General features: G+C 34.5%; 10 protein-coding genes. 7 read left to right on the top strand and 3 right to left on the bottom strand.

Annotated elements, in window-relative coordinates:
• Position 1 precedes the first annotated feature (1 nt).
• Together AAYQ05_RS17575 and AAYQ05_RS17570 are read left to right on the top strand one after the other, a co-directional pair.
• A complete protein-coding gene (locus AAYQ05_RS17575) occupies positions 2 to 1,459 on the top strand; it encodes a SusD/RagB family nutrient-binding outer membrane lipoprotein (RefSeq protein WP_343544690.1) in 1,458 nt (485 codons plus the stop codon).
• Between the two features lie 267 nt (positions 1,460 to 1,726).
• A complete protein-coding gene (locus AAYQ05_RS17570) occupies positions 1,727 to 5,575 on the top strand; it encodes a M43 family zinc metalloprotease (protein WP_343544689.1) in 3,849 nt (1,282 codons plus the stop codon).
• A gap of 473 nt (positions 5,576 to 6,048) precedes the next feature.
• On the opposite strand, the gene AAYQ05_RS17565 is transcribed toward AAYQ05_RS17570, so the two are convergent.
• Positions 6,049 to 7,260 carry a M24 family metallopeptidase gene (locus AAYQ05_RS17565; protein WP_343544688.1) on the bottom strand — a complete coding sequence of 404 codons (1,212 nt, stop codon included), beginning with the start codon at positions 7,258 to 7,260 and terminating at the stop codon, positions 6,049 to 6,051.
• Between the two features lie 196 nt (positions 7,261 to 7,456).
• On the opposite strand from AAYQ05_RS17565, the gene AAYQ05_RS17560 reads away from it, so the two are divergent.
• The 5 genes from AAYQ05_RS17560 (at position 7,457) to AAYQ05_RS17540 (ending at position 13,663) form a co-directional block, all read left to right on the top strand.
• Positions 7,457 to 8,737 (top strand): S28 family serine protease, encoded by a 1,281-nt coding sequence (locus tag AAYQ05_RS17560; protein WP_343544687.1) that lies wholly within the window; start codon positions 7,457 to 7,459, stop codon positions 8,735 to 8,737.
• A gap of 338 nt (positions 8,738 to 9,075) precedes the next feature.
• On the top strand, positions 9,076 to 9,678 hold the full coding sequence (locus AAYQ05_RS17555) for a murein L,D-transpeptidase catalytic domain-containing protein (protein ID WP_281632817.1): 603 nt from the start codon (positions 9,076 to 9,078) through the stop codon (positions 9,676 to 9,678).
• Positions 9,679 to 9,894: 216 nt separating this feature from the next.
• Positions 9,895 to 10,920 carry an NAD(P)-dependent alcohol dehydrogenase gene (locus tag AAYQ05_RS17550; protein ID WP_343544686.1) on the top strand — a complete coding sequence of 342 codons (1,026 nt, stop codon included), beginning with the start codon at positions 9,895 to 9,897 and terminating at the stop codon, positions 10,918 to 10,920.
• A 361-nt stretch (positions 10,921 to 11,281) separates the two neighbouring features.
• Positions 11,282 to 11,788: an acetolactate synthase small subunit gene (locus AAYQ05_RS17545; protein WP_343544685.1), complete on the top strand. Its 507-nt coding sequence runs from the start codon at positions 11,282 to 11,284 to the stop codon at positions 11,786 to 11,788.
• A gap of 93 nt (positions 11,789 to 11,881) precedes the next feature.
• A complete protein-coding gene (locus AAYQ05_RS17540) occupies positions 11,882 to 13,663 on the top strand; it encodes a mechanosensitive ion channel family protein (RefSeq protein ID WP_343544684.1) in 1,782 nt (593 codons plus the stop codon).
• Between the two features lie 250 nt (positions 13,664 to 13,913).
• Here AAYQ05_RS17540 and AAYQ05_RS17535 read toward each other — a convergent pair whose 3' ends face one another.
• Both AAYQ05_RS17535 and AAYQ05_RS17530 read right to left on the bottom strand, forming a co-directional pair.
• Complete coding sequence (locus tag AAYQ05_RS17535; RefSeq protein WP_343544683.1) at positions 13,914 to 15,266, bottom strand: hypothetical protein; 1,353 nt, start codon at positions 15,264 to 15,266, stop codon at positions 13,914 to 13,916.
• Positions 15,267 to 15,348: 82 nt separating this feature from the next.
• Positions 15,349 to 16,422: a response regulator transcription factor gene (locus tag AAYQ05_RS17530; protein WP_343544682.1), complete on the bottom strand. Its 1,074-nt coding sequence runs from the start codon at positions 16,420 to 16,422 to the stop codon at positions 15,349 to 15,351.
• Positions 16,423 to 16,451 lie beyond the last annotated feature (29 nt).

Here is a 16,451-nt window from a genome sequence, read left to right as displayed (position 1 = left end):
CATGAGAATTATAAAAACAATATTTTTTGCAGGAGCTGTTTTATGTGCAGTAGCTTCATGTGATAACTTAGATGACATGAACAAGAATGAAAAAGCCTATGAAACTGCTCTGCCAAGTGCATTGATGACCAATGCGCAGGTGAATTATGCTTATTTTCTAACGAATGCTTCAGTAAATTCAAATAATTTCAGAGCATATGCACAACATTGGTCAACGGCAACTTATACAGATGAAGCCAATTACAATCAGGCAAAAAGAAACCTGGGGAGTTCGCATGCTGTAACATTATACAGAGATGTATTGCAGGATTTGACCAATGCGCAAAAACAAATTCAGGAAACAAAAGTACTAGGTCCTGTTGAAGAAGCTGTAAAGAAGAATCAACTTGCTATTTTAGAAGTTCAAATTATAATGGCTTATCAAACTCTGGTAGATTTATTTGGAAATGTGGCTTATTCTGAAGCTTTAGATATTAAAAAATTTCCGCTACCTAAGTATGATGACGCTAAAACCATTTATTTTGATTTGGCTGCTCGTTTGGATGTTGCTATTGCATCTTTGAATGATGGAAATGAAAGTTTCGGAAATGCCGATTTAATTTTTCACGGAGATGTGGCAAAATGGAAAACTTTAGCCAACAGCGTAAAATTGAAGATGGGATTGCATCTTGCCGATGTTGATGCAGTAAAAGCAAAAGCAATGGTAGAAAGTGCTTTTAGTTCAGGAGTTATGAGCAAAGAAGCTGATACTGCACTGTTTCAATACTTTTCTTCAAATGTAGATATGAATCCGCTATATAATAGTTTAGTAAGTGAGAATCAAATTAACATTGCAGAAGTTTTTGTTAATGAATTAAATGGAAAAGAAGATCCAAGACGTGATTTTTTCTTTGATCCAAAATCAAAAATAAATGGGGTGTACAAAGGTGCGCCTTATGCACAACAGGTTACTTACGCCAATTATAGCAGTACGGGTGAAAGATTAAGAGAAAAAACAAATCCAGGAGTCATATTCGATTACACCGAAACTTGTTTTTTGCTGGCAGAAGCGGCAAGCCGAGGTTTTAGCGTTGGTGCAGATGCAGCTACATATTATAAAAAAGGAATAGAAGCGAGCATGAAATTTTGGAAAGTTTCTGATGCGAATGCTCAAACTTACTTAGCGCGCCCTGATGTTGCTTTCGCTACAGCAGCAGGAACCGATAAGCAAAAAATTGCTTATCAGCTTTGGATCGCCTATTACAATCGTGGTTTTGAAGCATGGACGGAATATCGCAGACTAGATTATCCAATTTTGGTAGCGCCTCCAACAGCAGTACAAGAAGCTGATGGTAAAGTTCCTGTTAGAAATATTTATTCAACATCTGATAAAACGCTAAATACAGCTAATTATGAAGCAGCTTCAACAGCAATTGGCGGAGATTTAATGACAACAAAGATTTTTTGGGACAAATTTTAATTTTGAGTTAGTTTAATTTGTTTTTTGAGCCAGCACTTTTTTAAGTGCTGGCTTTTTGTTTGTCCTAGTATTTGCAAGGGAAGACTGATGTTTTAATTCTGTGAGGTAAGATTTGTTTTTAATGATTTATTATGTGTATTTTTTTAATATGTGTTTTTTTATGGTTAAAAATGTGATAATTATGTATTAATTCTGAATAAAATACTATCAAAAAAACAGAAGCTTGTGCGGTAATTTTGATTGTTACTAATTAAAAAACCTAAACAAATGAAATTAAAATTACTAATCTGCTTTCTGATTTTCAGTTCAGTGAAAATTAGCGCACAAGGTTTGCCTTGCCGAACAAGCGAAGAAAATGAAAAAATGTATCGGAATAATCCGCATGCACTTCAAGAGAAAAAGAACTTTGATGTTTTTAGTAAAAATTTTGCGGCACAGCGCAAATCTTCAACGGCAAAAGCTGCCGCAGTGACTACTTATACAATTCCAGTAGTATTTCATATTTATGGTGATGTACAAGGAGGAAAAACCGTAACGTACGAAAAAATCGTCAACCATTTGGCTCAGCTTAACGATGATTTTAATGGTCGTAACGCAGATTACCAAACTGTTGAACCTTTTTTTCAATCTCGACGTGGAACTTTAAATATAGAATTTAAATTAGCTAAGAAAGATCCAAACGGAGGTTGTACAACAGGTGTTATTTTTCATCCAACAAAAAATGGCTACGGAAATGGCGGAGGCTACGATGACCAGATCGCTGCTGATGCTTGGGACAATACAAAATATATGAATGTCTATATTCAAAATGATTTGTATAATGACGGAGCTACAAATAATTCAGGTGTGGCTTGGTATCCAAGTTCAGACATGACGGCAAACAATACGGCTCGTGTTGTTTTTAACGGGGCTTATTTATACGATAACTCATATAGTAAAGAATTCTCTGCAACACTGACTCATGAATTTGGTCACTTTTTAAATCTGATTCATACTTTTGAAGGAGGATGCAGCGGCACTGATGAAGTTGCAGATACTCCGGCAGAAGACGGAAATCATACTTTAGGTTGTACTCCAGGAACAAATTGTAGCGGAGATAAAGTAAATTTCGAAAACTACATGGGCTATAATGGCGCACAAGGCTGTTACAAAATGTACACACAAGGTCAGATTGACAGAATGCTGGCTGCTTTAGAACATCCGGCTAGAAAATCGCTTTGGCAGGCACAAAACTTAATCGATACTGGTGTTAATGCAACAGGAAGCACTCTTACTGCATCGGCTGTAGCTTTTAAAGAAGCGATCATAAATGATGGTTCTTTTGATACTTCATCAATAATCAAACTAAACGGAACTAAAACTTTTGCTGTTTCTTCAGGAACTTTAACAGCAGGAACTCATTTTACTCATACTTTTCCAGCAGGAATCACACCTGTACTTACTGTAAACTCCAATAATCAAATCACAGTTACATTAACCGGAAAAGCAACAAATCATGCATTAAGCAACAATGCATCGGGTGGCATTAGTTTTTTACCTGCTGCCTTTACAGGCGGAACAACTGATTTATCTTGTACTTCTTTATACTTCAATTTTAAATTCTCAGATCCGTACGGAATCTTTTTTGTAGACATGGCAGACGTAACTGTTTCGTCAGCATTGACTTGGAAGTATTTTGAAATCGCAAAAGGAGATGATCCTGCATTTGGAGGATGGCGCTATGTTGCGAATGCTTTAAAAATTGAAACGTACGCAAAAAGACTAGTTTGTGAAACAGGCACTAGAAACATCTCGCTTTTAAATGCAAATACTGCTGTTGGCCCAACAAGTAATATGACAGCCCCTGGTGCATATCCAAATCAGTTGGATTTAAGAACGGCTAGTTATACAAATTGGGACGGAAAAACGGGTTATGTAGGATTTGATTATTTAATGGATGGTCTTACTTGTTATGGATGGTTTAAAGTAAAAGTAAACGCTGATGGTGATGGTTATACAATTTTAGAATATGCTTATAATACAAAACCAAATACTCCAATTTATACAGGAATGAGCGATAAAACGGCAACAGTTTTATCTGCAGATACTTTGTATGAAGCTGAAGTAAATGATGGAAGTATTACTTCAAATACAACAATTAGTCTAGCTACAAATAACGGAACATTTACAAAAAGCAGCGGTACTTTTACTGCAGGAACCGACTATACGATTACTGGTGTGCCAGCTGGTTTAACCGCAGTTTTAACTCTGGAAAGCAATACTAAATCAGTTCTTACTTTTACAGGTAAAGCTACTGCGCACAATACTACAGATAATGCAACTGTTATTGTTACTTTTAAAGATGCCGCAATAACTGGAGGAACAAGTACTTTGGATATGGCTTCTAAAACAATCAATCTGAAATTTGATCCGCCTTACGGAGTGTTTTATGTAAACAATCCTGATTATACAGCTAATGCAGCATCGACTTGGCAATATTTTGATTTGGCTATTGGAGACAATACCGAATATGGTGTTTGGCAATATGCAGCTGCCGCTTTGAAAATGGAAACATATGGAAAAAGACTGGTTTCTGAATCTGGAACAAGAAATATATCATTCTTAACACAAGGCACTTCTATTGGAGCTTCCAGTAATTTTGCAGCACCAGGAAATTATCCGAATCAATTAGATTTAAGAACAGCGACATATACAAATTGGGATAATAAAACAGGATATGTTGGTTTTGAATATACAAGCAGAGGTCGTATTTGTTACGGATGGATGCATGTAAAAGTAGAAGCGGGCGGAGTAGGGTATACGGTCTTAGATTTCGCTTATAACACCAAACCAAACGAACCAATCTTAGCAGGGGTGCAAACAGCAAATACAGTATTGGCTCCAACAAATTTAACGGCTTCTGTAACGAATTTAGAAGCGGTTCTTAACTGGACTAATAATGCTACAAATGCTACAAATGTAATTATTGAAAGAGCGGGTTCAGATGATGTTTATGCTGAAATTGCGACATTAGCTAGTACTGCGGTGACTTATACCAATACGGGTTTAACTGCTGATACTACTTATAAATATAGAGCCAGAGCAAAATCAGGTGCTGATTATTCTACTTATTCGAATGTAGCTACTGTAACAATTCCAGCAGCTCCATTATGTGATGCACAAGGAACAAACGGTTATGAATATATAAGTTCTGTAGCAGTAGGAAGTTTTGTAAACGCATCAGGAAAAGAAACTAACGGTTACGCCGATTACACATCGAAAGTGATTACGTTAAATCCGAATGCGAATACAAGCGTTACTTTGACTCCAGGTTTTAGCGGTTCTGCATATACAGAATATTGGGGAGTTTGGATTGATTACAATAAAAACAATCAGTTTGAAGCATCAGAGAGAGTCGTTAATAATGTTTCTTCAAATGCTGCTGTAACAACAAGTTTTACACCTCAATTATTTGCAGGTACAACAAGAATGAGAGTTGTAATGAAATACAATGCTAATCCGTCTTCTACATGCGGAAATCTAGGAGATGGTGAAATCGAAGATTATACAGTTCAAGCAGGAACTTCTGTACCAACAAATCCTGCAACTTTAACAATTCCTGCTAATCTTGGAAATGCAGGAGTATATTCATCAGGATTTTACGCTTCTTGGGCAACATCAACAGATGCTACATCTTATGAAGTGCAGTTAAATACTGCATCAGGTTGGACATCAGCAGGAACTTCTACGACATATTATTTATGGATTCCAAAACAAGGAACTCAAACGGTATATGAATTTAGAGTAAAAGCAAAGAATGGTGACGCTTTTAGCGAATGGAGCGCTTCTCACACAATCGATTTGCAATCTGGAAGTCTAGGTTTGCCTGGCTCAGATGTAAATACTGCAAAAGCATTTACAATGTATCCAAATCCAGCTTCTGATGTGGTAAATTTTACTTTTGAAAATATTGATATCAATAAAGTTAAAGTATCAATTTACGATAGTACAGGACATTTAATTGCTGCAATGCATAATACAACTGTTTATTCTCTTAAATATTTAAATAAAGGAGTTTATATCGTTGTGGCTACAGATGGAAAGTTTGTAGAAAAGAAAAAATTATTAGTTGAATAATAGTTGATTTAGTTAAAATGAATAGGGTTGTCTTTCTGAGACAGCCCTATTTTTTCTGTTTATTAATGATGTAATATTTCGCTCCTCTGGAGCTTTTTCTGGATTCATAAAATTTATAGCTATAAATATTTTGCTCCGCTGGAGCTTTTTAAATAGGTTAAGAGAAACTGTCTCAAAAGCAAAACAAGTTAGAAATAGCATAAATGGAAAATTTATCCGATAGCTACCGGAATAAAAAAGAGGTTATTTTGGCTTTAAGACTGCACTTGCCTCTTTTATTCCGCTCAGAAGCTCGAAATATAGCCCGTGATTTCAACCACGGGAACGCAATGAATTTCCTCCTCCGCATGTCCCCCGTGGTTGAAACCACGGGCTATATTTTAATATAAATGCGTATAAATAAAAACAATTGAGGCTGTCTCGAAAACTTTTGAGACAGCCTCTTGTTTATTAAACGAGAATTATCTTTGAACCTATAATCCAAACGGATTATCAATACTCTGCATTGGTTCGGTAAACCATTTAGGACCTTCAGCGGTCATATAAAAATGATCTTCATGACGAATACCAAATTGTCCTGGCATACAGATCATAGGTTCATTACTAACCACCATTCCTTCTTTTAGAATAGTTTGATTGCCTCTTACCAAATAAGGATATTCATGAATATCTAAACCTGTCCCGTGCCCCACTCGGTGTGGCAAACCTGGAATTTCGTAATCTCCACTCAAACCCGCTTCTGCCAAAACTTTACGCGCAGCATCATCTACAGAGCCACATGTTGCTCCAATTTGCGCAGCATCAAAAGCCGCTTTTTGAGTTGCTTTTTCAAGATTCCATATTTTTCTGTGATCATCATTTGGAGTTCCGTAAACATAAGTTCTAGTAATGTCAGACAAATAGCCTTCTAAACGACATCCAGTATCAATCAGAACAACATCATTTTCTACCAAATTTTGAGGAGCAGTAACTCCATGCGGATATTGCGAATCTTCTCCAAAAAGAACAATACAGAAATAAGAACCAGAAGAAATTCCTGCCTTAATATGTGCTTTATGTATAAAATCGACAACGGTGCTTACTGCGATTCCTGGATATAAAATGCTTGCAGCTGCTTTTTGAACAGTCATAGTTATATCTTTTGCTTTTTGAATAATAGCAATCTCGTTTGCCGATTTATGCATTCGGCATCCTGCTGTTATTGGCTGGGCATTTACAAAACTAAAGTTTGAATTTGTTTTTGAGATTCCATCAATTAGAAAAAAAGCTGCAGATTCATCCAACGCAATATTGCCATCAGAAATATTTTTACTTTTCAGAATACTACCAAATAGTTCAGATGGGCTTTCGTGTTCTTCCCAAAAGTTTAAATTTCCTTCAATTTGCATAAAAGTTTTAAACGTTCCTTCTTCAAATTTTGGAACAATATATTCAACTGTTTCATCCTCAAAAAGTATAGCTCCAACCATACGTTCAGACGGATTCCATTTTGTTCCTGTAAAATAATATAAGTTCGTTCCTGCATTTACATAAAGTGCTTTGCAGTTTTGCTCTTTCATTAAAGCAATCGCTTTTTTGATGCGTTGTTTATACTCTGGAAGTGCGATTGGCACGACATCAAGTGTCATGTTTTGTATTTTTCCTAATTCGATATCTATAGTTGATCCGCCAACTCCAATTGTCATTTTTTTATTTTTTAGTTATTATTTAATATACTGTAATTTATACAAAGTTCAAATTTTCAATAAAATTAAAGGATTATTTCTATTTTGTTCTATGTTGATATAAACAAGATAAAATATTACATTTTAAGGGTAATATAGTATCAGTTTTTGCTTTGTATTGCGCTTACTTTTAAAATTTCAAAATAACAAGATTAAAATGAATCGAAAATCCTTTATTATTACGCTGTTCTTTATTTGTTTGAACTATTTTGCCGTTTCTGCGCAGGAATCTTCGGCAAATCTTCAGCAAAAACTAACTGAATTATTCCCCAAAGCCATTATCACCCGAATTGATAATTTAGAAAATTATACAGAGTCTTATCAATTAATTTTAGACCAACCTTTAGATCATAAACATCCTGAAAAAGGAACTTTTCAACATTATATTTATCTTTCACATTTAGGTTATGACAGACCAACTGTAATTGAAACTCACGGTTACAATACGAATAATATTAAAAGTGAAGTCAGCAGTCTGTTACAAGCAAATCAGGTGGCGGTTGAATATCGTTTTTACGGAAAATCACGACCAAATCCGATTCAATGGGAGTATTTAACCAATGATCAGGCCATTGAAGATTATCATAGCATTGTGACCAAATTGAAGAAAATATACTCAGGAAAATGGATTTCAACTGGAATTAGTAAAGGAGGAGAAACATCTTTAATTTATAAATCAATCTACCCAGAAGATGTTGATGTGGCAATGCCTTACGTAGCGCCACTAATTAATACTTGTGAAGATCCAAGAACTATAACTCATACAAGAATAGTTGGAACAGAAGAATGCAGAACAAAAATAACAGCTTTTCAAAGAGCTGTTTTGCAAAATAGAGAAGCTGTCTTAGAGGTTTTTAAAGACTTTTCAGTTGAGAAAAAAATGCAGTTTACAGAAGTTCCTTTTGCTGAAGCATTAGAATATGCTGTTTTAGAATTCCCTTTTTCGTTTTGGCAGTGGGGTGGAAAATGTGATGAGGTTCCGCCAGTAAACGCTTCTGCAAAAGAGCTTTTTGATTATTTGAATAAAATTGTTGGAGTAGGAACTTACAACGATAAAATGTCGTTTGTCTATTTACCGTCTTATTATCAGCATTTAAGCGAGTTGGGTTATTATGGTTTTGATCTAGAACCTGTCGCCGATTTGTTAACTATTGTTAAAAGCAGTTCTAATGCGCGATTTGCACCTAAGGATGTCGTAATTAAATACAATCCGAAATACATAAAAAAGGTGCGTAAATATGTTGAAAATAAAGGCGATAAAATTTTATATGTCTATGGAGGATACGATACTTGGTTCTCCTGTTCGCCAACTCCAAAATCAGGTGTTGATGCTCTAAAAATGGTACTTCCAGGAGGAAGCCATTCGACTAGAGTCAAAGATTTTCCTGAGAACGACCAGAAATTGATTATGGATACTTTACATAAATGGCTTAATTAAAGGTTGACAGTTAAACTTTTAATTTATTATTGCGATTACATTTCTGATAATTTTTGTCAAATGAGTTTTCATTTGGCAGAAATTATCTTTTTTTATGGCTATTCTTAATAAAATAAAAAAAGAGGAGGTGAAAAGGAATTATATTAACACTAGATGTAGCATTTCAACATTAAATCAGGTATTTTAAACGAAAATTAACATATAATTTTGTTGTTTTCAGATATTTATAATATCTTTAACTTATGATATGGGAATTGTATAAACTTTGTGTATAATTTTGCAACACTAAATTAACAATTACCCCAAATTATGAATATTAACTTAACTGTCTGCCTGATATGAGAGTATTTTTAATGGCACTGCTTTTTTCCTTGAGTTCTTTCACTTCTATAAGTATGTGGGATGAGGATGAAATTTTAAGCGAAGTTGAATTCGCAAGACTTAATGAGCATGTAAATGAAATTAAGGCTTTTACAGCTGCTAATCACAAGTATAGCAACAAAATTGCTTTTCTTGTAGATATGAAGATTAAATCAGGAAAAAATCGTTTTTTTGTTTACGATCTAGAGAATAATCAAATTCTTGATCAAGGTTTAGTTGCCCATGGTAAAGGTTCTGAAACAGGAATAAAAGGAGACATTTTACAATTTAGTAATTCTCCAGAATCTAACTGCACTTCGCTGGGAAGATATTCAGTAGAAAAACCATATAAAGGAATATTTGGAAAAGCTTTCAGACTTGCAGGATTAGACGAAACAAATAGTAATGCCATGAAACGCGCCATCGTATTGCATTCTTATAAAGAGGTTCCATCAGATGAAAAAGAATACTATATAATCAATAGTCACGGTTGCCCAATGGTTAGTCAAGAGTTTTTAGGTAGACTTTCAAAATATATCGAAAGCACAAATTCAAAAATCTTACTTTCTGTATATTATTAAAAAGAAACAGCAAATATAAATTTAAAAGAGAACTTAGGTTCTCTTTTTTTATGTCAAATAGTTGCCAATTTTATTTATTTTTTATTTTCTAAACCATTGCTACTTTCTGAAAATGCTCATTATCAGTAATAAATTAGGATAAACTTAACTTGTATGATAAGGTAGTTAGAAAATACAAGTTGTAAATTAGTAGGATAGTAATCAAAAGTTTATTTTATGAAAGCAGTACGTTTTTTTGGACACAAAGATGTCCGTGTTGTTAATGATATTGAAAGACCGGTTCCTAAAGGTGATGAAGTTTTGTTAAAGATTGGTGGAGCAGGTGTCTGCCATTCAGATTTGCACATTATCGATGAAGGAACAGTGGTTGGAACAGTTTTTACGTTAGGACATGAAAATGCTGGATGGATCGAAGAAATTGGAGAAAATGTCGAAGGGTACAAAAAAGGAGATGCCGTTCTGGTATACGGTCCTTGGGGATGCGGGCATTGTAAACCTTGCCAGCAGTCAAAAGAAAATTATTGTGATCATCAATCGGAGCAAGCGTATGGTGGCGGATTAGGATTAGACGGTGGTATGGCTGAGTATATGCTGGTTCCGTCTTCTAGACTTCTAGTGCCTATATTTGACTTAGATCCTGTTATTGCAGCTCCGTTAACAGATGCTGCACTTACACCTTATTCTGCAATTAAACGTTCGCTTCCTAAATTAATGGCTGACGAATATGTTGTCGTAATTGGTGTTGGCGGATTAGGTCACGTTGCGTTACAGATATTAAGAGAAATAAGCGGAGCCGAAATTATTGCTTGTGATGTTACCGAAGACAAACTTGCTTTTGCAAAAGAACTGGGAGCAGCTTATGCAGTAAATTCTAAAGATGCTGATGCAGCAGAACAAATTCAGAAAATTACAGGAATCAAAAAAGCAAAAGTAGTGCTTGATTTTGTTGGGGCAACTTCTACGATAGATTTAGGAACAAAAGTAGTAAGCCTTGATGGTGATCTTACCATTGTTGGTCTTGGCGGTGGACATTATCAATATAGCATGAACGTTTTGCCTTTTGGTGTAAGCATGACCAATCCGTATTGGGGATCAAGAACAGAACTAATGGAAGTGGTGGGACTTGCGAGACAAAAGAAAATTCATATAGAAATTGAAAAACATAAACTTGACGACGCCAATGAAGTATACGATAGGATGCGACAAGGAAAAATAAAAGGTAGAGCTGTTTTAATACCTTAAAATAATATTTAAAGATTAAAAAATAGGTTTATATTTGCACATCAAATCAAGCAAATGAAAAATATAATTAACATCGCTTTTATTATTATCACAATTATCATTCGATAGTGGTGTAGGGATGTTATATAAATAAATCAAAATATATTATTTAAAACCTCCCCTAATACGGGAGGTTTTTTTGTTTACAGCAATTATGAAAAATTTAGTTCAAAATAGCATTATTATTTCAATTATCATTATTCGTATCACATGACGAGTCAGGATTCTATGGTCTATTCATAAAAGCCTTTCTCAGTCAAATGTGAAAGGCTTTTTTATTTCTCAGTAACTCATTTTAAAAAAAAAACACAAATAAAAAACAATGAAAAACGAATTTACTCTAACTATTTACTCCGAAGATCAAATAAGATTAATAAGCAAATTATCTAGTATGTTTTTAAGGAAACAAATACAAATTTTAAGTCTTAATATGTCTATTTGCGAAATTGATAATATGTACCGACATACCATCGTAGTAAATGCAACGCTAGATCAAATTATTAATCTAACTGCACAGATAGAGAAAATTATCGAAGTTTATAAATGTTATTATCATATAAATGAAGAAATTGTTTTTATGCAGACGGCGTTATTTAAGGTTCCTACAGTTTTATTTATGACAAATGGGGACACGGAACTCATGCTTCGGGAAAATAATTTTAAAATTGCTGAAATACAAAAAGAATATACCATATTACAGGCTACAGGAACGGATGATGAAATAGTATGTTTAACTGAGAAATTAAAGCCATTCGGGTTGATTGAATTTGTAGCAAGCTCGAGAATTGCTCTTGAAAAATCTAATAAAGGGTTTTGTACGGAAATGTAAAGTATAATCGGATTCTGTTTTTTCTTGCAGAAACCTTGCTGTTTTTCTTCAATATTTCTTATTTTTAATAGTCATTACTAAAGCCACTAGAGTATGATTTTAGATACCAAACGTTTATTGTTTTTTTTCTTGCTGAGTTTGACTTTGCTGATAAACACCAATACAGCCAAAGCACAGCTTTTAGGTACTGCAAAGACAACAGAAGAACCAGTTAAGATTCCAGATGATTCGCTTGGAAGAAGAACACCTCAAGGAACTGTCAACGGATTCATTAAAGCGCTTGGTGATCAGAATTATCTGCGTGCGAGTCAGTATCTTGTGTTAAGCAAACGGTCGTATCGTAAAACAGCAGAGAGGATAAGAATAGCAAAGACTTTTCAGCAGCTGTTGGATCAGGGCGGTAATTTCTCACCATCATCAATTTTAAGTAATAAAGAATTAGGGCGAATAGACGATAATCTGGCAACAGGCATAGATTTGGTCGGAAATATATCTACAGACAAAATAAACATACAGCTTTATTTAGAAAATCAGTCAGATGATAGCCAACCTGCTTTATGGCTTTTTTCTGCTGAAACTATAGAAGCAATTCTTGCGGCAGATGTGAGCGGAGAAAAAACTTTTTTAGATAGAGTTTTACCCAGATTCTTAAAAGATAGAAAATTAGGAAATGTCCCAATTGGCCATTGGGGAGTAGTGGTGGTGATGGCGGTAGTTACTTATTTATTGTCGAGACTCCTCATTTTTGTGCTCATTTTTCTGATTCAAAAAGTTTGGAAAAAAGCAGATACTGAAAAAGGAACGGCGATAATAGATGCATTTACGCTTCCAGTTCAAATGTATCTTACGGTTATGTTATTTGTGGCATTGACACAGCGCATGGGAATTTCGATAATAGTTCGCCAGCGTTTTAGCATCATCATAATTACAATCGGAATTATAGCTTTCTTGATCCTGCTGTGGAGAATGACCGATTTCGTGAGCATGTATACTCGAAGCAGAATGAGCAACAGTGGGCGAGCTTCTGCTGTATCTGCGGTATTGTTTTTAAGCCGTACAATGAAAGCGGCAATTGTAGTAATCGGAATAATTGCAATCTTGGGAATTATTGGAGTAGATGTTACAGCTGGGCTTGCGGCACTAGGAATTGGGGGGATCGCATTGGCTCTGGGAGCACAAAAAACAATAGAAAATTTTGTGGGGAGTGTGAGTCTTATTGCAGATCAGCCATTGCGTGTGGGTGATTATTGCCGAATTGACGATATAAAAGGAACCGTAGAAGCAATCGGAATGCGTTCTACAACGCTTCGCACAGCAGCTCGTACGATTGTAACAATTCCGAATGGACAGCTTTCGGCTAGTAAAATAGAAAATTATGCACATCGCGACCGTTTTATATTCAATCCGATTTTTGGTTTTAGAATGGAAACCACTCCAGATCAGATGCGTTATCTGCTTGTCGAGTTAAAGTCTTTGCTGTATGCGCATCCAGCGGTTCTAAATTCACCTCCTATAGTCCGTTTTACTGGAATTACAGCCGATGCTCTGAAAGTTGAAATTACAGCTTATATAGAAGCCATAAACCTAGAAACATCGCAAGAAGTTCAGGAAGATCTTTTATTGAGAATGTTGGATATTATAGAAAAAAGCGGAACTTCTTTGGCTTATCCTTCACAGACCTTATACATGACACGTGATACTCCTTTTTCAAAAGAAAAAGCAGATGAAATCTCTGAAACAGTTCAAAAATGGAAGAAAGACAATGACTTGCAGCTTCCTAAATTTGATCCGAAACGGGTTGAAGAATTAAGAGGAACTATAAAATATCCTGGAGAAGGAAGTTATAATCCTGATGACGAGGAAACTTTGTTGTAAAGAGGAAGCTGTCTCAAAAGGATAGTTCTTTTCTGTAAGCTTCAGGGAAGCGAAATATTTATAGCAAACGTTAAATGTTTACAACATAAAGCTCCGTAGGAGCGACATATTTTTTTGTAATCTAAATATATGTCGCTCCTCTGGAGCTTTTTTTATTTGCTTATTGTATTTCTATAAATATTTTGCCCCGCTGGGGTTTACCGGTAGAGAATTTTTCGTCCAGTAAAACTATCCTTAAAACAGCTGTAATTTAGCTTTTAGGTTCTTTTACAATTTCCAGATTGCCATCATTTTGTTTGACAATTTTCCAATCAGGATTTAAGGTAATCTCATAAAATTCATTTGTAATTTTTTGGCCTTCGATTTTAGCGGGAAGCGGAAAAACAAGATAAGTTCTTCCGTCTTTGTCATAACTTAAAATTCCAGCTTTACCCAATTGGTTTTTCCCTTCAACTGTAGCAAAATTTCCAAAGTTGTTTCCCGATTTATCTCGTCCTTTAATGCTCGAATACACGATTCCTTTATCACTTAAGGTTAGTGTTCCGTTCATATTAAAAGTGCGTCCATAATGTTCAATATCTGTAATCGCTACTTTCAAAGTTGGTTTTTCAAGAAGTAAATCGATATAATAGCCAATGAGTTTTTTCTGCTCTTCTTCTCGTCCAATTTCTTGCTTGCTTATTTCATTAAAATTATTTCTGGATTTGGCCGATTCTAATTCTTTTTTATTGATAGTTATTTTTGATTTTAGAATCATAACTTCATAAATATCAGCAAAATTATAAATGTCATCTAAACTTTTTCTCCAAGTGATATTCAGGTAATCAAAAAGCAATCCATAGGCTGGGCCAGTAGCATAAGGAAAAGGTCTTGTGTATGTTTTGGCTTCTTCTCGCTGGTTGATTTCTTCTATGGCCTTTTCATATTTATTATCATAAGAAGATAAAGCAAAACCAGTATAATTGGCTAAACCTTCCAAGGTTTCTATTTCAAGTTCATCCTTCAGGAATTTTGCATATTGGTTTTGTCTTTCTTTACGAAACAGAACAGCATCTTTCAAATAGCTTTTAACTTCTTCGGATTTCTTTTTTTCGACAACAGCCTTCAAAGCATTTTTCAGTGCCTGATATTCCAATCGCAATAAAATGCGAGCCTTGGTTTCGTCAAGATATTCAATCGGATTTCCGTTGAATTTTCTGGATTTCATTTGAAGTAAATGAAATAGCTCATGAATGATCGTAGCACTTTTATCATCTAGATAATTATTCAGTACTGTCGCATATTCCTTTCCTTCATATTTTTGTGTGGTATTAACAAAAACAAGCGAATTGGGTTCCATAATTTTAGAATACAAAAGGTTTTCTTTTTTGCTATTGGATAATGGAACCAGACTATAAATAGAATTGTCAAAATCGATTACAATAATACTGTCGTTCCAGATTGGTTTTCCCCATAGTTTTCCGTTATCTTTTTCCAAAAGCACTTTTGCTTCCAAAAGTTTTTGCTGTATGCTTTGTCTGTTTTCTAAAGCTTTCTCTATTTCTTGTGCAAAGGTAAATTGCAAGATTGTCAAGAAGATTAGTAATAAAAGATTCTTTTTCATTTCCGATTGATGTTTAAGATTTCGGAAACAAAAGTAGAGTGGGTGAGTTTGAAAATTGGTTATACAGAGGTTGAAATTGGGACTAATCCCAAGGATGATTTTTTAATTTCTTTGCCAATTCATGACGATTTGCAACATCTAATTTTGCGTAAAGATTTCTGATATGCGTTTTTACAGTGCTTAGCGAGATAAAAAGTTCATCGGCAATTTCCTTATTCGATTTATCTTCTAAAATCAATCTGGTAATTTTTTCTTCCTGATTGGTTAAGGTCAGATTTGAAATTTCGGATTTTACTTTTTTAGGTTTAAGAGTTTTTATTTTTCGGAATTGAAAAACGGAAATAAGAACCAAAATGAAAACTAGGATGGCGAGAGCATAATTCAGCTTTTTATGAAACGCATATTTTTGCTGTAGAATAACATTTGAGATTTTCGAAATTTCATCTTGATATTGAATATAATAAGAGGTTTCGCCATAGTAGTTTTTGAGCGAGTTGGATATAGCATCATAAAAAGCTTCATTTTTTTCAAAATCGTTTTTTATATTGAAATCATTTCGCTTAATATCCGAAAAGGCCAACAGTTTAAGCAGTGGGCTTTTAATGTTCTTTTCGCTGTATGCTTTCACTTTCTCAGCAAAATCATTTACTGCCTGCTGCTGCGCTTCTTTGTTTTGTATTTGAGTATTATTTTTCTCTAATTGTTCTTCAAAAGATTTCAGTTTTTTCCATTCCTTATCAGTCAAATTACTGTTTTTAGATTCGCTAAACCAGTTTTTTCCAGATTTAGGAAAGTAAATGGTATCTCTGTTTGAAAAAATGAAATTATGAAAATTGCTTTTCTCATTATCTGCAACCAATTGCAATCCTTTAATCGAGTTGATATTAGAATGGATGCGGTAAAGTTTGTCTTTTTCAGATAATAGCTGTCCTTTAAATTCAAAATAACCAGAACTATCGGTCTGTGTAGAAAAAAGAATCTGATTTTCGGTAATCATCGTTTCTTCATCATATTTCAGCAGACTCAAATAAACGGTTTTGTTTTTCTGTTCTGTGTCAATATAGCCCGAAATCTTGTATTGTCCATAGCAAGTCGAGCAGGAGAAATGTATAAAAATGAGTGAGAATAAAATTTGTATTGTTCTTTCTTTTAGCATTTTAATGAAATAACTGGAAAGTTTATGAG

The organism is Flavobacterium movens, assembly GCF_039581425.1.
Classification (GTDB): Bacteria; Bacteroidota; Bacteroidia; order Flavobacteriales; family Flavobacteriaceae; genus Flavobacterium; species Flavobacterium luteolum.
The sequence above is the reverse complement of the archived record's forward strand: the minus strand, read 5'-3'. Positions and strand labels throughout refer to the sequence as shown.